Here is a 23,734-nt window from a genome sequence, read left to right on the forward strand (position 1 = left end):
CAAAATGGATTTATGGTTAGCAAGTATTGTTTTTATTGTGACGTTAATCTTTGTCATATGGCAACCTAAAGGATTATCAATTGGCTGGTCAGCGATGGCTGGAGCCGCAATTGCTCTTCTTGTCGGAGTTGTAAATTTTCAAGATGTAATTGATGTAACAGGAATCGTGTGGAATGCGACATTAACATTCATTGCGTTAATCATCATTTCATTAATTTTAGACGAAATTGGATTCTTTGAATGGGCAGCCCTTCACATGGCTCGCTTTGCAAAAGGAAGCGGAATGCGCATGTTCCTGCTCGTCACGTTACTTGGTGCAGCAGTAGCTGCGTTGTTTGCAAACGATGGTGCAGCACTTATCTTAACGCCGATTGTACTAGCCATGGTACGTGCGCTCGATTTTAAAGATAAGATGATATTACCGTTTATTATGGCTTCAGGATTTATTGCAGACACTGCATCACTTCCTTTTGTCATCAGTAACTTAGTGAATATTGTCTCAGCAGATTTCTTCGGTATAGGATTTATTGAATACGCATCACGCATGTTTGTACCCAATTTATTTAGTGTTGCAGCAAGTATGTTAGTGCTGTATTTATTCTTTGGTAAGTCAATCCCTAAACATTTTGACGAGAAGATGTTAAAAGAACCAAAGGCAGCGTTAAAAGATATTCGCATGTTCCATGTGTCATGGTACGTACTTAGCATATTACTAATTGGTTATTTCTTAAGCGAATCATTAAACATTCCCGTATCCTTTATTGCAGCAAGTGTAGCGTTCATCTTCTTATTCATTGCTCGTAGAAGCTCAGCTGTTCACACGAAAAATGTCATCAAAGGCGCTCCATGGGCAATTGTCTTTTTCTCAATCGGAATGTATGTCGTGGTTTATGGACTTCGAAATGTAGGCTTAACGTCAGTGTTAACTGAAGTGATTGAATGGACAGCTAGTCATGGGTTATATTCAGCAACACTCGGCATGGGCTTTATCGCAGCTATTTTATCTTCAGTTATGAATAATATGCCTACGGTAATGATAGATGCTCTTGCAATTGCAGATACAAATACTACTGGTGTGATGCGAGAAGCACTAATTTATGCAAATATTATCGGGTCTGACTTAGGTCCGAAAATGACACCAATTGGTTCTCTTGCGACTTTATTATGGTTGCATGTATTAAGTCAAAAAGGCGTAAAAATTGCATGGGGCTACTACTTTAAGATAGGTGTCATTTTAACAGTTCCAACTTTGTTTATAACATTAACTGGTCTTTATTTATGGTTAACTATAATTCACTAAAAAGGATGATTACTCATGGAAAAGAAAATTTTTTATTTTTTATGCACAGGCAATTCATGTCGCTCTCAGATGGCGGAAGCATTTGGTCATAAATACTTAAGTGACAAGTTTGATGTATATTCAGCTGGTATTGAAGCACACGGTCTTAATCCAAATGCCATTAAAGCGATGGATGAAGTCGGTATAGACATTCGAAACCAAACGTCGGATATGATTGATTCTGAGCTGTTAAATAATGCAGACTTCGTTGTTACATTGTGCGGGGATGCAGACGATAAGTGTCCAATGACGCCACCTCACGTGACACGCTGGCACTGGGGCTTTGACGATCCTGCTCGTGCTGAAGGAACTGAAGAAGAGAAGTGGGCTGTGTTCCAAAGAGTCCGTGATGAAATAGCTGCACGAATTGAAGAGTTTTCAAAAACTGGAAAATAAACAAAAGCGATGACGTGAGTGAGTTCACGTCATCGCTTTTTATATATTTTTCCCCATATACAATTCATTTACATATTCCCCATTAATGAATAAGGAATTAATTCGAGTGCCTTCCACTGTATATCCCATTTTCTTATAAAGAGCGAGAGCGGATTCATTGCTTTCAATTACTGTAAGTTCTAAGCGAGAAATGCTAACTTCTTGTGCCCAAGATTCTGCTTTACTCATTAGCGATGTTCCTACATTTTGTCCATAATAGGCTTTACGTACACCAATTACTATAGAAGCCCGGTGACTTGCTCGTGGAGATGGGCCAGAAACTACAGCGACAAAACCAGCAAACTCTCCGTTAAGAATACCGACAAACATTCTGGAGTTATCGGATTTTTTCCATTCTCCAATTCTCTTACGAATGGATTGAACGGACATTTTACGCTCATCTTTGCCGAACAGCATAAAGTCTGATTCTGAATCGATATCTTGTTGGAGATGAATGAAGGAACGTGCATCATCTAAATCAACAGGACGTATAATTAATATATTTTTAGGATTAGAAGTAGACTGGTTCACATTTATTTCGTCGGACTCTTTAATAAAAGTGACAGATCGACCTAAGTCAATTTCTTTTATTGTATAATCAGAGTTCATCCAAGCTAAAAAGTGAGTGGCAGGTGGTTTCGTTTTTTTCCACCAACTACTATTTAAATAAGCCGCATTTGGTAATGGTTGACCGACAATATTTTCAATCGCAGTGTAAGTAAGCGTGACTTCACTTTGTGCAACTTCTGTAAAAAAAGATTCTAGAGGTATATACTTTTTCTCCATTTTCTTTACCATAAATACCCTCTTTTCTGTATCAAAAGAAATGCTTATAAATTGGTATAATACTATCACTTATTTAGTAGTATACACTACTTTAAGAGTAATTTATCTATAATTAAGAAAAAAATGGGTATTATTTGTTATAATTATGGAATTATTATGGAATAACGTTATAAAGTAACAAAAATTTTTTTCGGACATAATAGAGACTAAAGTGCTAAGAGGGGATGTTGTCATATGATTAGGAAATTACAAGAAATAGATCGCCAAAAAACAATGAATTTTGTTTCACAAAAACCTGCTGAAAATGTCTTTATTATTGGAGACATTGAGGGCCACGGCTTTCATTCGTCTATCCAAACGCTTTGGGGAGATTTCAATGAACAAGGAAATCTAAGAGCTGTTCTATTAAAATATGACATAAACTTCATCATCTATGCACCAGGAGATTTTGATGCAAAAGGAATTGCATCCATTATTAATAAGGATTCATCGTTCAGTTATTTGTCGGGAATTGAAGAAATGGTTAATAAGTTAAAGCCTTACATAACCGCACAACCGAAAAATCCACGCATTTTTTACTATGCTAAATGTGAAACAACAGAATTCCTACCAAAAATCCCATCTGAAATTCGTTTAGAAAAAGTTAGAGCTGATGATGCGCGAGATATTATTGGGCTAATGAAAGCTATCCCTGAATTTGCAGAAGGTAATTATAGTGTTGAAAATAAGCAAGTTTCTATAGAAAAAGGGCTTGCACGAGGATATTTTATTAAAGATCAAGGTACAATCATTAGTTCGGCCTCTAGCACTGCCGAAAACAGTCAATCTGCCATGATTGTTGGTGTGGGAACTTTACCAAGTCATCAGAAAAAAGGACTAGCAACTTACTGTATGTCGAAGCTCTGTCGTGAGTTATTAGAAGAAAATAAAATGTTGTGTCTGTTTTATGACAACCCCTCTGCAGGTGCTATCTATAAGAGAATAGGCTTCGTAGACATCGGAAAATGGAGCATGTGGACATATTAATCTAGTCAAATCTGTTGATACCACAAGGTGTCAGGTGGTTTAATAGAGAAAACAGACTGCTAGAGGAGTTTGAACATAATGCTTCACTATAAAACCTATATCGTATCACCGGATGCCCCTTGGGTATCTTTTGTTCATGGTGCTGGTGGAAGTTCTTCCATCTGGTACAAGCAAATACGAGAGTTTAAAAAAGCACATAATGTCTTATTGATCGACCTTCGTGGGCACGGCAAATCTGCTCGTGGACGTTGGAAAAAAGGTGATTCATTTGCACACATCGCAGATGAAGTAAAAACGGTCTTAGATGAATTAAATATAAAACGCACACATGTTATTGGTATGTCGCTCGGAACAATCGTTGCCCAAACGATGGCAGAACGTTTTCCTGAACGAGTATCTTCTCTCATATTAGGAGGCGCAATCATTCGCCTAGATATCAGAACAAAACTATTATTATGGACAGGCCGCGTGACAAAGCGTTTCATTCCGTATATGTTGCTTTATAAATTATTCGCTTGGATTATCATGCCTAAAAAGCGTCACGAAGAATCGCGTTCAGTTTTTGTGAACCAAGCGAAAAAGATGTGTCAAAAAGAGTTTATTAAATGGTTTTCATTAACTAAGCTCATTAACCCATATTTATCGAGATTGCAAATAAAAACAAATTCCATTCCTACTTTGTTCTTAATGGGTGTAGAGGATTACTTGTTTATGCCTCCAGTAGAAGAGGTAGTGAAGCGTAATGCGGAATTTAAACTTATTAAGATTAAAGATTCGGGACATGTATGTAACATCGATCAACCAGATGTATTCAACAAACTTTCGATTGACTTTATTACGACGATCCAAAGTACAAGAGCTATCACCCAAACCGGGTGATAGCTCTTTGTTTTATACGTGTGTTGGTTCCAAAGAAACGGCAGGACCGAAAAACTCGAAATGAACATGTTCTTCTGCAAAACCAAGTTCATATAGAGTCGGGATGATCGCTTTCATAAATGGAACAGGACCACAAACATAGATATCACTATTCGAAAGAACATGTTCTGCTAATAGTTCTTTTGTAAGTAAGAGATTTTCGTCTGAATATAACGCTAAATACGTTGTGTCTTCCATTGTCGCCATTAATTTGCGGACGTCTTTATCGAAAGCATGCAAAGCATTATTTCTAGCTCCGTGTAAGAAAGCGACTGGACGCGTAGGAGAATGTTTAGCGATGGCATCCAACATACTCATCATAGGTGTTATTCCTACTCCGCCACTAATCAAAGTCACAGGACGAGTACTTTCCATGTCTATATAGAAATCACCAGCTGGTGCACTTACTTCGAGTGTGTCTCCTATTTGAATAGTTTCATGCAAGAACACTGAAACTTTTCCATTCGGATTCATTTCGTTTTCTTTTTTCACTGAAATGCGGAAAGTATCTTGGTTAGGCGCTTGTGACAAACTATATTGACGGTTGAATAAATAGGTTTCACCAGGAATAGTTAGACGAACCGTAATGTATTGGCCAGGAAGGAATGTCGGTACTCCAGATCCGTCTGCTGGTTGCAGGTAGAAAGATGTGATGATGTCACTTTCAGCAACTTTGTTCACAATCTTGAAGTCTTTGAATTCCCTAAAGCCATTTTCTTGTTCCTGTGCTGCTTTGTACATCTCATTTTCCACTGAAATAAAGACATCGGCAATCACTCCATATGCTTCCGCCCAAGCTTGAATAATTTCATCTGTTGCAGCATCGCCTAAGACTTCTTTGATCGCCCCTAACAAATGTTCACCAACAATCGGGTAATGTTCAGCTTTTATGCCTAATGACCGATGTTTTTGTGCAATCTGTTTAACAGCAGGAAGTAGAACACCTAAATTATCAATGTGTAAGGCTGCTGCATAAACAGTGTTGGCAAGAGCAGTTTGTTGACGTCCTTGCTTCTGATTGACGTGATTAAACATATTGAGTAATTCTGGATGAGCAGTGAATAAATTTTTGTAAAAAACGCTTGTTATTTCTACACCTCTATCAGCTAAAATGGGTGCTGTTGATTTGACGATATCGATTGAATTCTGGGATAACATGATTGTTTCCTCCTCTTATCTTTTGTTAACTTAACCATACGCCTGACATTTGTTTAAAGCAATATATAAAATACATCTTTAATTTTTCTGACACATTTCTTTCACGGAAAAGACATAATCGGTATAATGGAGATGGAAAGTACGGTGAATTTATGCGTTTAACAATGTACACAGATTTTTCACTTCGCGTGTTAATGTACGTGGGGGCAAAAGAAAATTCCCAACTATCAACTATTCAAGAAATTTCAACTGCTTATGGCATATCAAAAAATCATTTAATGAAAGTCACATATGAATTAGGCAAACATGGCTACATCGAGACAATTCGTGGTCGAGGAGGCGGAATCCGTCTTGCTAGTATTCCTTCTGAAATAAATATCGGAACAGTTGTAAGGAAAACGGAAGATGATTTTTATTTGGTTGAATGTTTCAACTGTGCCTCGAACAGATGTGTCATTACGCCAGTTTGTAAACTTCGAAACGTATTACGTGAGGCGCTCGAAGCGTATTTCTCAGTTCTTGACACATACACCTTGGAAGATTTACTCGTAAATAAAGAACAACTTGGAGCCATTTTGTTTATGAAATAGGTATGCTAAAATGAACAACGAGAACGTGTATGTGTTCAAAAAAAGAACGAAAAGAGCCGAAGAGATCTGACAGCTATTTTTAGAGAACTTTTTGAACATCTGATATTTGAATTATTGGAGGATACTCATGGAAAAAGTATATGTAGTAGGACATAGAAATCCAGATACAGATTCGATTTCTTCTGCGATTGTTTATGCATATTTGAAACGTCAATTAGGAATGAATGCTGAAGCAGTTCGTTTAGGAGAAGTTCAAAATGAAACAGCATTTGCTTTAGATAAATTCGGTTTTGAAGCGCCTAGGTTCATTGAGAAAGCTTCAAATGATGTTAAACAAATCATTTTAGTCGATCACAACGAGAAACAGCAAAGTGTAGAAGATATTGATGACGTCCAAGTGATTGAAGTTATTGATCATCACCGAATTGCAAACTTTGAAACATCGGATCCATTATACTTCCGTGCTGAACCTGTCGGTTGTACAGCGACCATTCTAAACAAGCTATTTAAAGAAAATGGAATTGAAATACCAGCAAACATTGCAGGATTAATGCTATCTGCTATTATTTCGGACTCTTTATTATTTAAATCGCCAACTTGTACCGAGCAAGACATTGCGGCTGCGAAAGAATTAGAGGCCATTGCAGGAGTTGATGCTCTAGAGTATGGATTGGCCATGTTAAAAGCAGGAGCAGACTTAAGTGGCAAAACGCTTGAAGACTTATTGACACTTGATGCAAAAGAATTTGGTATGGGTGAATACAAAGTGGAAATTGCTCAAATTAATGCGGTCGACGTAAACGAAGTAATGGTGAATCAAGGAGAACTAGAAGAGTTGATTTATCGAAAAATTGCTGAAAAAGGATTAGATATGTTCCTTTTCGTGGTTACAGATATTTTAAACAACGACTCTGTGGCATTAGCTTTAGGTAGTCAATCAGAGAAAGCTAGCCAAGCATTCGGTGTTCCTTTCGTAAACAATGTAGCTTTGTTAAAAGGCGTTGTATCGCGTAAAAAACAAGTAGTTCCAGCTTTAACAGAAGCATTAAGTGAATAGAAATAATAAAAGGTCGATTCCTTATGGAGTCGACTTTTTCTTTTCGGAATTAACAAAAGGTACGAGCCAAATAGGGCAATCATAGCTTGCTCCGAGCAAAAAAATTGCGACATAAATGACAACGCTCTAAAATTACTTTGAGGTGAACAAAATGAAAATCGAAGTATGGTCGGACTATGTATGTCCATTTTGTTATATAGGAAAACGTCGCTTAGAAGAAGCGATTCAATCATCAGGCTTAGCTGAAAACATTGAGGTACAATTTAAAGCGTATGAACTAGATCCTAATTCTCCAGCCATTTCTGAAAAGTCGACATATGAAATGCTTGCTGAAAAGTATCAAACGACACCAGAAGCTGCAAAACAAATGACTACTTCTGTAAAACAGCAGGCACAAACGGTTGGTCTCGAATATGATTTTGACCGCATAAAACCGGCAAACACATTCGATGCACATCGCTTAGCAAAATGGGCGGAAGCACAAGGGAAACCAGCTGAGGTAAGTGAACGATTGTTAAAAGCATATTTCATTGAAGCACAAGAAATTGGACGCCACGAAGTGTTGCTGAATTTAATTGAAGAAATTGGATTAGATCGTGCACTAGCTGCAGAAGTTTTGACTTCTAATGCGTTTGAAGCTGAAGTGAAAAGAGATATCGAAGAAGGCATGTCACTAGGTGTACAAGGAGTACCTTTCTTTGTTATTAACCGTAAGTATGCTGTTTCTGGAGCACAGCCTGCAGAAGCGTTTGAAGAAGCATTGAGAAAAGTAGCTGAAGAAGAAGGCATTTCGCCAAAATTACAAACACTTGGACAAACAAACGTGGGAATCTGCAAAGATGACAGTTGTGAAATAGAATGAATTACCTGAGCATAGTCTTTGACTTATCGACTATGCTCTTTTATTATTGTAATATATCTCGAATTAAAGATATTTAAAATTAGGGTAAAAGGGAGTTCTATATATGAATATTTTAGTTGTTAAAGCAAATAACCGTCCTTCTTCAGAAGGAGTTTCTAGTAAAATGCACGATGTATTTATGAATGAATTACCACAAACAACTGGCCTAAACATCAACACATTTGATGTTTTCAAAGAAGATATGCCTTATTTTGGTCAAGACTTCTTTAACGCTATGACTAAATCAGCACAAGCTGAACAGTTAACGGATATCGAACAACGTATTTTAACAGCTTCAAACAAAGCAATGGACGCTTTTTTGGATGCTGATGTCGTGGTTTTCGCCTTCCCATTGTGGAACAAAACAATTCCAGCACCACTTCAAACGTTTATTGACTATATTTACCGTGCCGGTGTAACGTTCAGCTATAATGAAAACGGTCCAGTTGGATTAGTGCCAGATAAGAAAGTTATCATTTTGAACGCTCGTGGTGGAGTATACTCAACGCCAGAAATGGCTCCATCTGAAATGAGTGTTAATTATGTCCGCATGATCATGAATTTCTTCGGGATTACAAACATTGAAGAAGTGATTATTGAAGGGCACAATCAATATCCAGACCGTGCAGAACAGATTATTGCTGACGGAATGGAAGACGTTAAAGCAGTGGCAAATCGTTTAGCGACAGTAACTGTATAAAAGTGTAAAAAGGATTGGACATCAACGTGTCCAATCCTTTTTTGCATTTATTCAACCATTTTCTTGCGTTCAAAACCTTGATAACGGGTTCCTTGAAACGTAAGTATTCCTAAATCTTCTTCAGCCAGTAAACCAAACTCTTTATCAGGAACACCTAACTCCATTCGATCCCCGCTTTCGACTTGGAATGTCACGTAATACCAAGTATTTGCTGAGGAATCTCCATGACCCCCAGACGTATCTGTGCGTTTTGCAACGACTTCAGCTGGTACAGTCAATACAGGAGAATGATTGTTTTTAGACCATTGAGATATTCCTTTAACAGCAATAAAAATAAACGTCCCGATAACTAATGTAAAAATGATGACAAAAAACACAAAAAATATACCCATTCCTCCAAATGCCATTATATCCATATATTTCTCATCTCCTCTATTATATGATACGAAAACCATGTAAAATAGTTTCAATCTTACAAAAAAGGGTGAAGGCAATGATTCAATATCCGAAAGCGCTTCAAACAGGTCAAACAATCGGAATTACAGCACCTTCTTCAGGTGTGGATAGTGAATTACACGATTTAATACACCTTAGTAAAAAACAATTCGTAAATCGGGGATACAATATTGAAATTGGAGTGACTGTGTGGACTCAATACAAAGCTGCGTCGTCAACTAAAGAGAAGCGTGCAGTTGAATTAAATTCAATGCTTCAAAGTCAGGATTTCCAGGCAATTATTCCGCCATGGGGAGGCGAAATATTGCAAGAAATCTTACCACTTATTGAATGGGATAAAGTACAACCAAAATGGGTTCTTGGCTATTCAGATACGAGTACTTTATTGTTTGCATTAACTTTAAAGACAGGAATAGCTACTGCACACGGTACCAACTTAGTCGATTTACGAAGTGACGAATGGGATTTAACGACCAGTAAATTTCTTGAAGTGCTTTCTTCAGAAGAAGGGGCTACGATAAATCAAGTATCCTCCTCGCATTACCAATTAGAATGGTCGCATGAGAAAGAACCAGATCCATATGTTTTTAACTTGGATACAGAAACAAAGTGGGAAACTGTCAACAATTCCCCTGTAGAAATGAAAGGGCGTTTGCTTGGTGGGTGTATGGACACCATTCATCATTTGATTGGAACTCCATATGGGAACGTAAAAGAATTCCAAAAAACTCATTTAAATGATGAACCGCTCGTTTGGTATTTTGAAAACTGTGAAATGTCTGCTACAGATTTCCACCGAACATTAATGCAAATGCATCAATCTGGATGGTTTGAAAACGCTTCTGGTCTCCTATTTGGCCGTACAGATGCCGGTCAAGAAGTGGGGGGATTCACGACTCTTGATGCCTTGGAAAGGTTAGCGGGAGAGATTAATTTACCGATTGTTTACGGCGCTGATATTGGTCATGTACCTCCACAAATGACCCTCGTAAATGGAGCATATGCAGAGATTAAAGTTGCACATGGAAAAGGCGAAATGAAAATGAAATTAATCATATAACAGCAAAAGCAGTTGTTCTCAAAAAATTGAGAGCAACTGCTTTTTTAAATCAAAACTTGTCGTTGATTAAATGTTATAAAAAACTCGCCTATCAAAAAAAGTCCAATGTAAATGGAAATAAGTCATATTCTCCCTATTAATAGTGAGATATCTCTCTATCAATCATTGACTAATTTCCGACATTCCTCGACAATGAAAAATAGAGTGTAAGAAAAATATTACACAAATTGTGGAAATTTAAAGTGCGGGAAGTGACAACATGTCAGTTAGACAGCTCCAAGCATATATTTTGCTAACCATTATATTATTGACAGTTGTTACATTAACTATCTTTAATTATAAATCTACAAAGAGTTTTATTCTCGAAACGGTTCAAAAAGAAACAAAAGCATTACTAGAGAACTTTACTGATGAAACTAATAAATTTTCAAATGAACGTGTTGCGGAGCTAGAATTAATCGCTGCATATATAGAATTTCTTGAATCGGATGAAGAAATTATTCGGTTTTTGGGTCAACAACGTGAAAAAATGCCTTTCTTTGCTTCTCTGGGCTTCATTACGCCCGAAGGAGAAGTGTTAGCAGGTGATGGAACCCGTTTTCCTGTGAATCAAATAGAGTCATTTGAGAGCGCTTTACAGGGGGAAAAGGCTTTTAGCGATTTATTTCCTTATTTTCAAGATTCCACACAGCTTGTTACAGCGATTAGAATCCCCGTTATAAAAAATAATCAAACGATCGGGGTTCTTTCTGGTGTGGTCAATATGGGAAATATTTTGGGGGCTTTATCAAAAGAATCAAATTTGCCAGGGACACTTTTTTTATTAAAAGAAAATCAATTAGTTTTTTCAACATCAGATTCTGAATTAGAGAAAATTGGTCCGCAGGCTACAAGTGTGCTAGAAGAAATACAACAAAACAAACAAGGGTCCATATTAATAGATGAAAAAACTGCTCACTATGTTATGTATCAACGGACAAGTGGCGATTGGACAGTTGTCGTAGATTCCTTCACTAACAGAATGAAAAATCAAATCGCATCTCTTTTTTGGCGCAACACACTGATTGTTGTATTTGCAGTGCTAGTTCTATGTGGAATTTTATTTTACTTAAGACTAAATGAAAAGCGTGAAGAGAATTTACTAAAACGGGATTTATTAACGAACTTACCGAATCGATTCATGCTAGAAGAAAACTTAACGAAGGATTTAAACCCACACAGCTTTAAAAAATTCACGTTATTTTTTATAAACTTAGATCGTTTCAAAGAAATAAACGAACGCAATGGTTATCAGTTAGGTGACCGAGTATTATTTGAAACGAGTCGTAAAATTCAAATGTTTGCTGGTCGACATGAGTTGTACCGTGTTGGGGGCGATGAATTTGTCTTACTTGTACCTTTTGATTCTGAAGAAGAAATACGCACCATTGCAGTAAACTTAGTTAAATTAATGGAAAGTCCAATAGAGTTATCTTCATTTGAAAGCGTTTGGGTAACCTTAAGCGTAGGTATTCGAAAATCTTCATTAGGAGATTGGTCGGATTTAATGATGCAGGATGCAACCTTTGCCGTTCAAGAGGCGAAAAAACAGGGTGGAAATCGCTATATCTATTTCTCTCAAGAACTAGCCAATCAGAATGAGCGTGTTCGTTTGATTGCTAACAATGTTTTACATGCATTAGCAAATCAAGAATATTTTATGGTATTTCAACCTATTTATAATCTATCTACGAAAAAAATTACGAGTTATGAAGCATTGTTGAGATGGGATTCCCCCATAATTGGGCAAGTATCTCCAGTAGAATTCATTCCTTTGTTGGAAGAAAGTGATTTGATCATTCCTGTTGGGCGATGGATTTTACGAAAAGTAACTGCGCAGATGAAACAATGGGAAGAAGAAGGATACGAAGATTTTCAGGTAGCCATTAATATTTCGGTTAAACAAATGATGCATCCTGATTTTTTATATGAGGTGAAATCAATTATTCATGAGACGAATATCTCACCTCAACGTTTAGTTTTTGAAATTACTGAAACTGTTGCTGTACAAAATATTGAGTTGGCAACTCAAATCTTAACTGAATTAAATAATCTGGGTGTAAAAACGGCTCTAGATGACTTTGGTACCGGTTACTCTTCACTATCGATATTGAAATTGTTGCCAATCCAACAAGTGAAAGTGGATCGTTCATTTATTGTGGAAATGGAGCAAGATGGGGAGAAATCACTGGTTATTTTACAAGGAGTATTAGATATCGTTAACAACCTAGGAATGTCTACAATTATGGAAGGTGTAGAAACGCTAGATCAACTCGAATTATTGAGAGAAATGGGTGCGCATAAAGTTCAAGGGTACCTAATCAGTCGTCCTGTCGTAGCCGAGTTGGCAATTGAACTTCGAAAACAAATTTGGATGCATTAAAAAAGGAACTTCTCTTAATTAAAGAGAAAGTTCCTTTTTTGTTTGAAAGGGCTAATTATGAGGAAACTCTCAAACAGTCGCGCCGTTGCACATTTGCCTCTGAACTACTTAAGCTGGGTTAGCTTCAAGATCAATCGTGATTTTAATATCTTTACCAACTAAAACTCCACCAGTTTCAAGTGCTTGATTCCATGTTAAACCAAAATCTTCACGATTTAGTTTCGTTTCAGCTGAAAAAGCTACAACTTCTTGTCCCCATGGGTTTGTACCTTTACCGCCGTATTCAGCCTCGAATACAATTTGTTTAGTTACGTCTTTAATTGTAATATCACCAGCGATTTCATAGTCATCGTCTTTTTTCGTGATGTTGTTAGCAACGAACTTAATTTCTGGATATTGTTCAACATCAAAGAAGTCAGCTGAACGAAGGTGATTATCACGATCTTCGTTGCCAGTGTTAATACTTGCTACTTTAATAGTGAATGCAATGTTTGCTGCAGTTAAATCTGTTTCATTAGCTTCAACTTCTGCACCAAAGTCACCGAAACTTCCGCGTACTTTAGATACCATCATATGTTTCACTGAAAATCCAATACTTGAGTGAGCAGCGTCTACGTTCCATTTTTTCATTTTAAATTCCTCCAAATTGTTTTTTAATTTCTATGTCTTACTATATGCGGGTATTATCTTGATGTCAATATGTTTTAATTCATATATCTTGAATTCGAGATATATTTTTTAATTGGTCGTTAATCTTCTGAATCAGTACTTGTTTTTCAAGCCTCTGTTTTGACAATTTTTCAGTTGCGCTAGCCGGACGTTACGTATGGGCATGACAAGTATGAAACCCACATATTCATGGATCTCATTTTCCATGCTCTTTCGGCATATTTGACGCAAATGCAGTCATTTGTTTTTAAGTAAAATCAACAGATTCAAAAATAAAAGAAGCTTGAAGAGGTCGAAATTGCATCTTCGGCCGAATAGCTAATTAAAGAATCCTTCTATTCTATCGTTAAAAAAACTACTGTCTTCAATAAGTTACTATATGTAAGTAAATATATAAAAATTACGTGATTACATCAAGTAATTAGATTACTATATTTTACACGAATTTTTTTTTGCGTTATAATTCAGGTAATAGAGGTGAGAAATATGAAAGAAATTACATTATGTCCCCGTTTATCTAAAGCAATGGAACTCATTGGAAAAAGATGGACAGGGCTAATCCTATATCAGTTATTAGAAGGTCCTCAAAGATTTAATGAAATTGAATCTGCCTTGCCAGTAAGTGGGCGTCTTTTATCAGAGCGATTGAAGGAGCTTGAAAAAGAAGGAATTGTCGAACGTCATGTTTTTGCAGAAGTGCCTGTGAAAGTGGAATACTCGTTGACAGAAAAAGGAAAAGGGCTTAAAGATGCAATTGAAAACATCGAACATTGGTCAAAAGTATGGTTATCTTGAAAATCACTTGTCAAATTGGTCGTCAATACGCATACTATGTAATGAAAAGATTTAAGCGAAAGGATTTGGCTTTTCATGAATAAACAGCGTTGGTTTGACGATCTAACTTCAAAAATTGCACACGAATGTGTCAAAATAGATGAACCACTTTACTTGCACACGATGACAAAAATGGGTGGTCGAGCAGATTTGTATGTATCTCCGACAACTGAAGAAGAAACTATTTTTGTCGTTTCATATGCTCATCACAACCAAATTCCATTGTTATTACTCGGTAATGGATCTAATATGGTGGTTCGAGATGGCGGAGTACGCGGAATCGTATTGAACTTGTCTAAATTAAATCGCATAAAAATTAAGGGAACTCGTGTATATGCTGAAAGTGGCGCCGATATCATTGATGTCTCAAGAGCTGCAGTGAAGGAAACATTAGCTGGGCTTGAATTTGCATGCGGAATTCCAGGTTCTGTAGGTGGAGCAATGGCAATGAATGCAGGAGCGTATGGCGGCGAGATTAAAGATATTATTTTCCAAGCGACTGTATTGACGCACGAAGGTGAAAAGCTTGTGTTGTCTAAGGAAGAACTCGAGCTAGATTATCGTATGAGTGTGATTACCAAAAAAGGATATTATGTATTATCTGCAGAATTTGACTTAGTACCAGGTGATCAATTAACAATCGATGCCAAGGTAGCAGATTTAACGCATTTACGTGAATCGAAGCAACCTTTAGAATATCCGTCAGCTGGTAGTGTCTTTAAGCGTCCCCCTGGCTATTTTGCAGGAAAGTTAATTCAAGACTGTGAATTACAGGGTAAGGGATTTGGCGGTGCAGAAGTTTCCATGAAGCACGCAGGCTTTATTGTTAATAAAAATAACGCTACTGCTACCGACTATATTCAAACAATTGATATGGTCCGTAAAAAGGTTCAAGAGAAATTCGGGATTTTACTCGACCTTGAAGTGAAAATTGTTGGCGAAAATGAATAAACAAAAGCCTCGAATTCTTTGAATTCGAGGCTTTTTACATGCGAAAACTTGCATGTTCTATTAAACTGAAGAGACTACTAATGTAAAGACAGGAGGACCAATGGAACAGTTTTCAACGGATTTTACGGTATTATTAGTCGGTATTTTTCTTTTGTGTGGTGTTATGATGACAAAACTTTCAGCAAGAGTGGGAGTACCAGCACTTATTTTATTCATGTTTTTAGGAATGGCATTAGGTAGTGATATTTCTGGCCTCATCCATTTTACTGATGCAAAACTTGCTCAGATGGTAGGGGTCTTTGCACTTATCATTATATTATTTGAAGGAGGACTCCAAACACAGTGGAAACACGCTCGCCCAATTATTGGAGGAGCAACAGTGCTTGCGACACTTGGAGTCGTGTTGACAACATCTATTGTAGCGGTTGCAGCTTACTATGTATTAGACATTGGCTGGCTAGAAGCATTCCTGCTTGGGTCGATTGTGGGTTCTACCGATGCGGCTGCTGTTTTCTCCGTATTATCAGGTCAAAATATTAAACAAAAACTAACATCAACTTTAGAGGCTGAATCGGGAACAAATGATCCGATGGCTATGTTTTTAACAATTGTCTTTATCGAATGGATTTTGATGCCAGACATTTCTGTGTGGTCTTTAGTTGGAATGTTCCTTATGCAAATGGGACTTGGCTTATTGTTTGGATTCGGTCTTGGCTATATAGCATCAAAAACGATGAATAAAATAAAATTAGATGCAAGTGGACTTTACGCTGTATTATCTGCAGGTTTTGCCATTTTTATTTACAGTCTTACGGCCGTATTAGGGGGAAGTGGACTACTCGCCGTTTACATAGCTGCCATGATAATAGGCAACAGAGAATTGACACATAGTCATTCCATATTTAGCTTTCATGAGGGTTTTGCCTGGTTGATGCAAATTACCATGTTCGTAATTTTGGGATTATTAGTATTCCCGAGTGAACTTGCACAATGGGACCTTATTTGGAAAGGGCTTGTCCTTTCTTTTGTATTAATTGTTATTGCAAGACCTATCGCTGTATTTGCATCCACCATCTTCTTCCCTTATTCCATGAAAGAGAAATGGTTTATGTCATGGGCTGGACTACGCGGAGCCGTTCCGATCGTACTCGCGACTTTCCCTATGTTAGCTGGCGTTGAAAACAGTACGCTGTATTTCAACATCGTGTTCTTTATCGTGCTAAGTTCGGCTTTACTTCAAGGATCGACCATTCCATTTGTGGCAAAAGTGTTGGGGTTAAATGGACCACCGGAACCAAAACGTATTCATACATTGGAACTTGTCTCAATGGATCGTGCTAATGCAGAAATGTTAGAATTCGAGGTTTCTGAGTCATCCCCATTTGCGGGGCAACTTATTCAAACCATTGGCTTACCAGAAAAGACGGTAATTAGTGCGATTATTCGTCAAGGGAATTTAGTTATGCCTACTGGAGGAACGAAACTGCAAAAGAAAGACATATTATATATACTCACTGCAAAAGAGCAAGTAGCTAATGTGAAATTAGTGTTAGCAGAAGAGTTAATGATCTAAAACTAGAGGTGTCTTCGTGCCCTCTAGTTTTTTTGTGTAAATACAGAGAATTTCATCTTCTCTAGCATAAGCAGGACTTTTTCCTATTCAGCCGAAATAATATAGTAAGAAAGTTTAAGGGGAGAAGGACATGACCAATAAAAGAAAGATTGGAAAGTGGATTGCTTGGATCTTAGGTAGTCTGGTGTTGATTCTTCTCATTGGCGTTCTTTTTTTGAATGTCTACATTGGGAAATCGAAACCACAAATTGAAGGAAATATGGCACTGAAAGTATTAGAGGAGAAAGTAGTTGTTGTAACACGTGACGAGCAAGGAGTGCCTCATATTAAAGCTGAAAGTGATGCGGACTTATATCGTGCGCAAGGTTTTGTGCAAGCTCAGGACCGTATGTTTCAAATGGATTTAGCGAGAAGACAAGCTAGTGGTAGATTATCAGAAGTAGTTGGAGAAGCTGCAGTTACAACAGATCAATTCTTCCGTACATTTAGTTTGAAAAAAGCCGCAGAAGATTCATGGTCTAGTTATGGGGACGAAGCAAAGCAAGTGCTTACTTGGTACGCTGAAGGTGTTAATGCTTACATAGATCAAGCGCAGGTCGAAGGTGAATTATCCTTTGAATTTAAATTGTTAGGATATGAGCCAGAACCATGGACAGAAGTGGATTCTTTGACGATTGGTAAGTTTATGGCATATGACCTCGGTGGAAACTGGTCAAGTATGGCAATACGTCACTGGGCACTTGGGAATTTTTCTGAAGAAAAAGCTCGAGAGTTATTTATTACATATCCAGAAGATAAACCGTCAATAATCCAGGCCAATCTGAATAATCCTGTTGATGTGGCAGGTGAATTTGATCCCTCAGTGATTCCTAATGAATTTAATGGGAGTAACAACTGGGTACTATCTGGCGATAAAACGGAATCAGGAATGCCGTTACTTGCTGATGATCCACATTTAGGGCTGAGTACACCCTCGATATGGTATCAAATGCATTTGCAATCACCGCAGCAAAATGTAAGCGGTGTTATTTTTGCTGGGATTCCAGGAATTATTTTAGGACATAACGATGAAATTGCATGGGGAGTTACGAATGTTGGACCGGATGTTCAAGATTTATATATTGAAACTCCAAATCCTGATGCTCCTACCCAATATAAATACGAAGGAAAATGGGAACAAGCCGAAGTTCGAGACGAACCAATTAAGGTGAAAGATGGTGACACGGTTGACTTCGAAGTTGTGGTGACGCGTCATGGTCCAATTATTTCCAATGTCATGTTTGATAAAGAAGAACCAAGTGCACAGTTTTCAATGCAGTGGACTGCACTAGAACCAACACTAGAATTACAAGCAATATTAAATATGAATAAAGCCTCAAACTGGCAACAATTCGAAACAGCATTGGAAGATTTCCATGCACCTGCTCAAAACTTTGTCTTTGCAGGGAAAGACGGAACGATTGCTTATAAAGCGAATGGACGCATCCCGATACGGAAGTCTGGTGATGCGCAGTTACCAGTACCAGGTGATTCTGAAGAGTATGGATGGGAAGGATATGTTCCGTATGATGAATTGCCGACTGTCGTAAATCCGGATGAAGGATTTATTGCAACAGCTAATAATCAAGTAGTAGATGAAACATATCCCTACCATATCACCGACTTTTGGGCTCAATCATATCGCTATGAACGTATCTCAGAAGTGCTAGAAAAAGGGGATAAATTCACAAAAGAAGATATGATGGCTCTACAAATGGATCAACATAACCTGCAAGCTCGCGAATTCTTAAAAGACATGGTCGCTTCAGTTGAAAAAATGGATACAAAAAATGAATACGATGATGTTACGTTTATATTAAAACAATGGAATCAAGTTGATTCCGTTGATGCGGCAGCGCCTCTTGTTTTCCATAAATGGATAAAGCAATTACCCATTACACTATTCAAGGAACAAATGCCAAAAGATATTTATGACTTAATGGGTGGCAAAGGCAATATTACGGATATGATGATGCGAGAAAGTTTCTCGGGACAAGATGGAGCTTGGGTGAGTGAACACGGGGGAATTGATGCGTGGATGATGGATTCCTTTGTAACTGCAGTGGCTTCGATTAATGATGAATTTGGTGATAAACCGAGTGATTGGGAGTGGGGTGAATATCACCAATTGACCTTCGATCATCCGCTAAGCGGTGCCTCATCAATTTTTGCTTATTTCTTGAATCCGAAACCAGTGCCGATTGGTGGCTCCAACATAACCGTTCAAGCTGCAGGGTTTACTGAAGATGGTTCAGTTGATCACGGAGCTTCGTGGCGATTTGTTGCTGATTTACAAGATCTTTCAAGTACTCATCACATAGTTGGGCCTGGTCAAAGTGGCCATATGAAATCGGAGTGGTTCCATAACCAAGTAAATGACTGGGCGGAGGGAGACTATCACGAAACGCTGCTTAATGGTGACATACAAGATGCTCATACGTTAACATTAACTCCAAACGAGTAATTATTAGGACGTGTAAATGATGAAGAATTTTCTCTTGGTGGGCATGGGTGGAATGATTGGTGCATTATTACGCTATAGCGTGATGTTAACGGCACCAGACATGCTTGTACTATGGTTGGAGAATGGAATAGGGAGTCTCGTCTTAGGGTGGTTGACAGGGCGTGCTGTGGCAACCGGGAAAACGGCATCAATTTTATGGACGACAGGAGTTCTTGGTTCTTTTACCACGTTTTCAACCTTTTCTGCAGAGTGGCTTGGTTTGATGCAGGAAAACATAATAGAAGCGATTTTTTATGGGCTTGGTATGACATTGATTTGCTTCCTAGCAGCCGCTTTAGGCTTTAAGGTTGGGGGCGGTTCTACATGATTCTCCTGGCAGTCGCAATTGGCGGTTTCTTTGGCGCAATATCTCGCTATGCTATCTCTCTAAAAATTCAAGGCATGACAGGGATTTTATTAGTTAACTGTTTAGGCTCATTGCTGATGGGCTTGTCCTTACACATAGCAATACAAACGAACTGGATAGCCATCTTTTGGATAACAGGATTTTTAGGAGCATTTACTACGTTTTCAACGTTTGCAGTTCAATTCGTGGAAAGCTGGTCTAAAGCTGAGCAATCCAAAGCAATTAGTTATGCGATGTTGACCCTAATTGGAGGGTTTATTTTCGTCACAATTGGGTGGTGGATTGGGAACTTCCTTTACTAAAAAGCAGCCACTCTGTCACTTATCGTGACGGAGTGGCTGCTTTTTATTGAAATGCTCCTTTTTCTATCACTCTACCTAATCGACCAGTTGTCGTTTCTGCGTGACGTATAGATTGATACACGGCTTCTTCTGTTGCTTCGATCACAGCTTGGAATAATTCATTCATTAATGGATGATCGTCACGTAAAAGTGTATATGTGTTATAAGCAGTATCTGACTCATGAGCAACAGTGTGAGCATTAGAAAATGCAATGACAATATCGCCACTACCGTTATGTATATGTGTTCCCGTTCGACCTAAGCCAATCGCAGCCCGTTTTGCTAGTCGCTTCAATTGACGTGCATCAACAGGTGCGTCTGTTGCGACAACGATGATGACGGAGCCATCTGGTTTGTCTAAATCATCTTGTTGCCAATTCGATATTCGACATTCTTGTGCACGACCAAAGTTCGTTAGTGTTAGTACTCCAACATGAAACGCAAGATCTTCGTGTTGGGCAATCCGTGAAGAACTACCAATACCTCCTTTTACTCCGTAACAAATCATACCTGTACCCGCACCAACCGCTCCTTGCTCAAAACTTCCTGAGCTCGCTGCTAGTAATGCTTCTATCGCATGATGTGGACGAACAGCTAGAAGACGCATCGAATTTAAATAGCTATCGTTGCATTCACCGACAACCAGATTAAGTGAGCTTGTAGAGTCACCAATCGCAGGGTTTTGTTCCAACATATAGGAAAGTGTTCCTTCTAAAACCGCTCCGACGCTAAATGTGTTCGTGAGCATAATTGGAGATTCCATCAGTCCTAATTCTTCAAGTTGAATGAGACCTACCGTTTTTCCGAAACCATTTAAGACAAAACTTGCAGCGGGAACTTTATGTGAAAAGGAATTTTCACTATGGGGCAAGATTGCTGTCACTCCTGTACAAATGGAATCCTTATCATTGATGGTTTCATGCAAGGTAACATGCCCAATTTTAACCCCTGGTACATCAGTAATTAAATTTAACGTGCCTTTCTTCAAATTAATCATCTCCAAATACAAAACACAGACTGACCAATGAGTGGACCAGTCTGAGTTTAATTATTTAATTAATAACACCGGTGAATGAACTCGTTTTGCCACTTTATGGCTTACGCTACCAAGTACCATTTCCTGCAGCGTGTTGAGTCCTCGACTGCCTATGACCACAATATCATACTTTTCTTTGTTGGCATGCTCGACTATTACTGGTCCAGCTTCGCCATGAAGCAATTTAATGTCGGTTGAAATTCCTTGAGATGTGAATAATTCTTTAATGGGCAAAATTTTGTTTTTGCGATCAATGTGTAGCTCTTCGCTACTCATGCTATGAATGACCTCAGCCCGTGTTTTATCGTAATCCAACACATAGAGTAACGTTACTTGTGCACCTTCAGTGGAACTTGCTAAGAACACAGCATGAGTCGCTGCTCTCTTCGAGTGCGAAGAACCATCTACAGCAACTAATATTCTTTTATACATCACGAGCCCCCCTTGTTGAGTGTTTCTTCTTTGCAATTGGTTACATTTCAAAACAAACAAATAGCTTATGTACTAAATATATATTCTTCAGAGTGGAAGTTAAATCCTTTATTTACACAGATTCATTATAATTTTTAGGTGTGCCGACGTAGTCCCCGATAGCGAGCAGAAAAGTATTTTGTACAACCTGGAGAGCGACTTCGTCAACCTGTAGGGACACTTCGTCAACCTGGAGAGCAACTTCGTCAACCTGGAGCACCACTCCGTCAACCTGGGCACCACTACACCATCCCTAAATCAGTATATAACGTATCACTGCCCTTGCATTCCAAAGTACTCGAGCATATACTTTAACTAATAATCAAATGAACGTTTGAATGAGGGGTTGAGACGATGAATACTGAAACATGCGAAGTAGCATGCGTGCATGAAGAAGATGTAAGGTATGTGAAACAAAACTTACCTGACTTAAAGGGCATGACCGTCATATTCAAAGCATTAGCAGATGAAACAAGACTGAAAATTTCATATGCATTAACACTCCAAAATGAATTGTGTGTTTGCGATGTCGCAGCGATTATTCAATCGTCTACAGCAACAGCTTCACATCATTTACGCTATTTAAAAGATCTCGATTTAGCCAAATCCCAAAAAAGAGGCAAGCTTGTTTATTATCGGTTAGCTGATGATCATGTAGGTCAACTTGTGAAAATTGCTTACGAACATGCGAAAGAAGGCGAAAAACATGAAAGTAACTGATCAACAGGAATTTCGATTAGAAAATCTAACATGTGCGAACTGCGCCATGAAATTCGAAAAAAATATTCAAGCTCTACCGGATGTTAGTGAAGTAAATGTAAATTTCGGAGCATCGAAATTGCGAGTTAGTGGTCCAATTACTGTTGAAGAGTTAGAAAAGGCAGGAGCATTTGATGGCATCAAAGTAGTGCCAATGACCTCAAAGCGCACAATTGAAAATAAGCCGTTTTATAAAAGAAAAGAAAATATACTGACGATGCTGTCCTTTATGTTATTGGTTGTGGGAACAATCATTTCATTTCAAACATCTGAAGCAGATCCATATGCTATCTTCTTTTTTGCTTTATCAATAGCAATTGGTGGCTATGAAATGTTTTGGAGTGGTTTGAAAAACTTATCACGTTTCTACTTCGATATGAAGACACTGATGACCATTGCGATTATTGGTGCGGCCATTATTGGAGAATGGCGTGAAGGGGCTGTGGTTGTCTTCTTATTCGCAGTCAGTGAAGCACTAGAGGCATACTCGATGACAAAAGCACGTCAATCTATTCGTCAGTTAATGGATATTGCTCCAGCACGGGCTTTTATTCGTAGAAATGGCGAAACGATGGAACTAGCTACGGAAGAAATCGTGATTGGAGACATACTTCTTGTAAAACCAGGTCAAAAAATTGCCATGGATGGGGAGGTATTGACTGGGTATTCTTCAGTTAATCAAGCTCCGATTACAGGAGAATCAATGCCTGTTGTCAAAAACCAAGGAGACGAAGTGTTTGCGGGTACATTAAATGAAGAAGGTGCTCTTGAAGTTCGTGTAACGAAACGAGTAGAAGACACCACGATTGCAAAAATCATTCATCTAGTAGAAGAAGCACAGGCTGAAAAAGCGCCCTCTCAAAAATTTGTCGATCAATTTGCTAAGTATTACACACCGGCCATAATTGTTATCGCTCTACTCGTTGCTGTTATTCCTCCTTTATTTATGGGGGATTGGCAAGCTTGGATCTATCAAGGTCTTGCTGTATTAGTAGTAGGTTGTCCTTGTGCCCTTGTAGTGTCAACACCGGTCGCTATTGTTACCGCAATTGGCAATGCAGCAAAACAAGGTGTTCTGATTAAAGGCGGCATTCATTTAGAAGAAATGGGCCGCTTGCAATCCATCGCTTTTGATAAAACAGGTACATTAACTAAAGGCTTTCCAGAAGTAACCGACGTATCAACAGATGCAACTTTTACGGAAAAGGAAGTCATGCAAAAAGTAGCGTCAATCGAATCGTATTCAGGTCACCCCTTAGCGCGTGCGATTGTAGCGTATTCGTCGCTTCAAAATATTGACCTTTCACCAGCTGAAAATTTCCAATCAGTTACGGGTAAAGGCG

Annotated in this window: 24 protein-coding genes; 18 read left to right on the plus strand and 6 right to left on the minus strand. The window is 38.3% G+C overall.

Translation table 11 applies throughout. From position 1 onward, the window contains the following. The first annotated feature begins 4 nt into the window (after nt 1–4). Nucleotides 5–1,300 carry an arsenic transporter gene (locus WBG45_RS07370; RefSeq protein ID WP_424413345.1) on the plus strand — a complete coding sequence of 432 codons (1,296 nt, stop codon included), beginning with the start codon at nt 5–7 and terminating at the stop codon, nt 1,298–1,300. A gap of 15 nt (nt 1,301–1,315) precedes the next feature. After that, a complete protein-coding gene (gene arsC, locus WBG45_RS07375) occupies nt 1,316–1,735 on the plus strand; it encodes an arsenate reductase (thioredoxin) (protein ID WP_424413347.1) in 420 nt (139 codons plus the stop codon). A gap of 39 nt (nt 1,736–1,774) precedes the next feature. Here the strand turns inward: arsC and WBG45_RS07380 are convergent, their stop codons facing one another. After that, on the minus strand, nt 1,775–2,572 hold the full coding sequence (locus tag WBG45_RS07380) for a GNAT family N-acetyltransferase (RefSeq protein ID WP_424413349.1): 798 nt from the start codon (nt 2,570–2,572) through the stop codon (nt 1,775–1,777). A gap of 222 nt (nt 2,573–2,794) precedes the next feature. On the opposite strand from WBG45_RS07380, the gene WBG45_RS07385 reads away from it, so the two are divergent. Then, nucleotides 2,795–3,586, plus strand: a complete 792-nt coding sequence (locus tag WBG45_RS07385) for a GNAT family N-acetyltransferase (RefSeq protein ID WP_424413351.1) — start codon at nt 2,795–2,797, stop codon at nt 3,584–3,586. A gap of 78 nt (nt 3,587–3,664) precedes the next feature. After that, complete coding sequence (locus WBG45_RS07390; RefSeq protein ID WP_424413353.1) at nt 3,665–4,465, plus strand: alpha/beta fold hydrolase; 801 nt, start codon at nt 3,665–3,667, stop codon at nt 4,463–4,465. A gap of 12 nt (nt 4,466–4,477) precedes the next feature. On the opposite strand, the gene hmpA is transcribed toward WBG45_RS07390, so the two are convergent. Beyond that, nucleotides 4,478–5,662, minus strand: a complete 1,185-nt coding sequence (gene hmpA / locus WBG45_RS07395; protein WP_424413355.1) for an NO-inducible flavohemoprotein — start codon at nt 5,660–5,662, stop codon at nt 4,478–4,480. Between the two features lie 152 nt (nt 5,663–5,814). Between hmpA and WBG45_RS07400 the strand changes: the two genes are divergently transcribed. From WBG45_RS07400 to WBG45_RS07415, 4 genes are all read left to right on the plus strand, one after another. Then, entirely contained in the window at nt 5,815–6,252 is a 438-nt protein-coding gene (locus WBG45_RS07400) for an RrF2 family transcriptional regulator (protein WP_424413357.1), read from the plus strand. Between the two features lie 127 nt (nt 6,253–6,379). Next, nucleotides 6,380–7,309, plus strand: coding sequence for a manganese-dependent inorganic pyrophosphatase (locus WBG45_RS07405; RefSeq protein WP_424413359.1), 930 nt, complete (start codon nt 6,380–6,382; stop codon nt 7,307–7,309). Nucleotides 7,310–7,460: 151 nt separating this feature from the next. Then, the gene (locus WBG45_RS07410; protein WP_424413361.1) at nt 7,461–8,171 is read left to right on the plus strand and encodes a DsbA family oxidoreductase; all 711 of its coding nucleotides are present in this window, start codon (nt 7,461–7,463) and stop codon (nt 8,169–8,171) included. Between the two features lie 103 nt (nt 8,172–8,274). Further along, nucleotides 8,275–8,910, plus strand: a complete 636-nt coding sequence (locus WBG45_RS07415) for an FMN-dependent NADH-azoreductase (protein ID WP_424413363.1) — start codon at nt 8,275–8,277, stop codon at nt 8,908–8,910. A 47-nt stretch (nt 8,911–8,957) separates the two neighbouring features. Here the strand turns inward: WBG45_RS07415 and WBG45_RS07420 are convergent, their stop codons facing one another. Then, nucleotides 8,958–9,326: a DUF2500 domain-containing protein gene (locus tag WBG45_RS07420; RefSeq protein WP_424413364.1), complete on the minus strand. Its 369-nt coding sequence runs from the start codon at nt 9,324–9,326 to the stop codon at nt 8,958–8,960. 77 nt (nt 9,327–9,403) lie between these two features. Between WBG45_RS07420 and WBG45_RS07425 the strand changes: the two genes are divergently transcribed. Then, on the plus strand, nt 9,404–10,426 hold the full coding sequence (locus WBG45_RS07425) for a S66 family peptidase (protein ID WP_424413365.1): 1,023 nt from the start codon (nt 9,404–9,406) through the stop codon (nt 10,424–10,426). 259 nt (nt 10,427–10,685) lie between these two features. Then, nucleotides 10,686–12,848 (plus strand): putative bifunctional diguanylate cyclase/phosphodiesterase, encoded by a 2,163-nt coding sequence (locus WBG45_RS07430; protein ID WP_424413366.1) that lies wholly within the window; start codon nt 10,686–10,688, stop codon nt 12,846–12,848. A 108-nt stretch (nt 12,849–12,956) separates the two neighbouring features. Here the strand turns inward: WBG45_RS07430 and WBG45_RS07435 are convergent, their stop codons facing one another. Next, nucleotides 12,957–13,478 (minus strand): YceI family protein, encoded by a 522-nt coding sequence (locus tag WBG45_RS07435; RefSeq protein ID WP_424413368.1) that lies wholly within the window; start codon nt 13,476–13,478, stop codon nt 12,957–12,959. Nucleotides 13,479–14,003: 525 nt separating this feature from the next. On the opposite strand from WBG45_RS07435, the gene WBG45_RS07440 reads away from it, so the two are divergent. The 6 genes from WBG45_RS07440 to WBG45_RS07465 all read left to right on the plus strand — a co-directional run bounded on the left by WBG45_RS07440 (nt 14,004) and on the right by WBG45_RS07465 (nt 20,086). Then, nucleotides 14,004–14,312 (plus strand): winged helix-turn-helix transcriptional regulator, encoded by a 309-nt coding sequence (locus tag WBG45_RS07440; protein ID WP_024536746.1) that lies wholly within the window; start codon nt 14,004–14,006, stop codon nt 14,310–14,312. Between the two features lie 75 nt (nt 14,313–14,387). After that, nucleotides 14,388–15,302, plus strand: a complete 915-nt coding sequence (gene murB, locus WBG45_RS07445) for a UDP-N-acetylmuramate dehydrogenase (RefSeq protein WP_424413370.1) — start codon at nt 14,388–14,390, stop codon at nt 15,300–15,302. 100 nt (nt 15,303–15,402) lie between these two features. Beyond that, a complete protein-coding gene (locus WBG45_RS07450) occupies nt 15,403–16,875 on the plus strand; it encodes a potassium/proton antiporter (protein ID WP_424413372.1) in 1,473 nt (490 codons plus the stop codon). 130 nt (nt 16,876–17,005) lie between these two features. Next, nucleotides 17,006–19,378, plus strand: a complete 2,373-nt coding sequence (locus tag WBG45_RS07455) for a penicillin acylase family protein (RefSeq protein WP_424413373.1) — start codon at nt 17,006–17,008, stop codon at nt 19,376–19,378. Between the two features lie 19 nt (nt 19,379–19,397). Continuing rightward, nucleotides 19,398–19,745, plus strand: coding sequence for a fluoride efflux transporter FluC (locus tag WBG45_RS07460; protein ID WP_424413374.1), 348 nt, complete (start codon nt 19,398–19,400; stop codon nt 19,743–19,745). Next, on the plus strand, nt 19,742–20,086 hold the full coding sequence (locus WBG45_RS07465) for a fluoride efflux transporter FluC (protein ID WP_424413376.1): 345 nt from the start codon (nt 19,742–19,744) through the stop codon (nt 20,084–20,086). Before WBG45_RS07460 ends, WBG45_RS07465 begins: the two co-directional genes overlap by 4 nt. A 43-nt stretch (nt 20,087–20,129) precedes the next feature. On the opposite strand, the gene WBG45_RS07470 is transcribed toward WBG45_RS07465, so the two are convergent. Continuing rightward, nucleotides 20,130–21,113: a P1 family peptidase gene (locus WBG45_RS07470; RefSeq protein ID WP_424413378.1), complete on the minus strand. Its 984-nt coding sequence runs from the start codon at nt 21,111–21,113 to the stop codon at nt 20,130–20,132. Nucleotides 21,114–21,173: 60 nt separating this feature from the next. Further along, complete coding sequence (locus WBG45_RS07475; protein WP_424413380.1) at nt 21,174–21,593, minus strand: universal stress protein; 420 nt, start codon at nt 21,591–21,593, stop codon at nt 21,174–21,176. A 393-nt stretch (nt 21,594–21,986) separates the two neighbouring features. On the opposite strand from WBG45_RS07475, the gene WBG45_RS07480 reads away from it, so the two are divergent. Continuing rightward, nucleotides 21,987–22,352 carry an ArsR/SmtB family transcription factor gene (locus tag WBG45_RS07480; RefSeq protein ID WP_424413382.1) on the plus strand — a complete coding sequence of 122 codons (366 nt, stop codon included), beginning with the start codon at nt 21,987–21,989 and terminating at the stop codon, nt 22,350–22,352. Beyond that, nucleotides 22,339–23,734: heavy metal translocating P-type ATPase (locus WBG45_RS07485; protein ID WP_424413384.1), on the plus strand; the 1,396-nt coding region annotated here is incomplete at its 3' end. The genes WBG45_RS07480 and WBG45_RS07485, both read left to right, overlap by 14 nt.

Source organism: Paenisporosarcina sp., from assembly GCF_049671445.1.
GTDB lineage: Bacteria > Bacillota > Bacilli > Bacillales_A > Planococcaceae > Paenisporosarcina.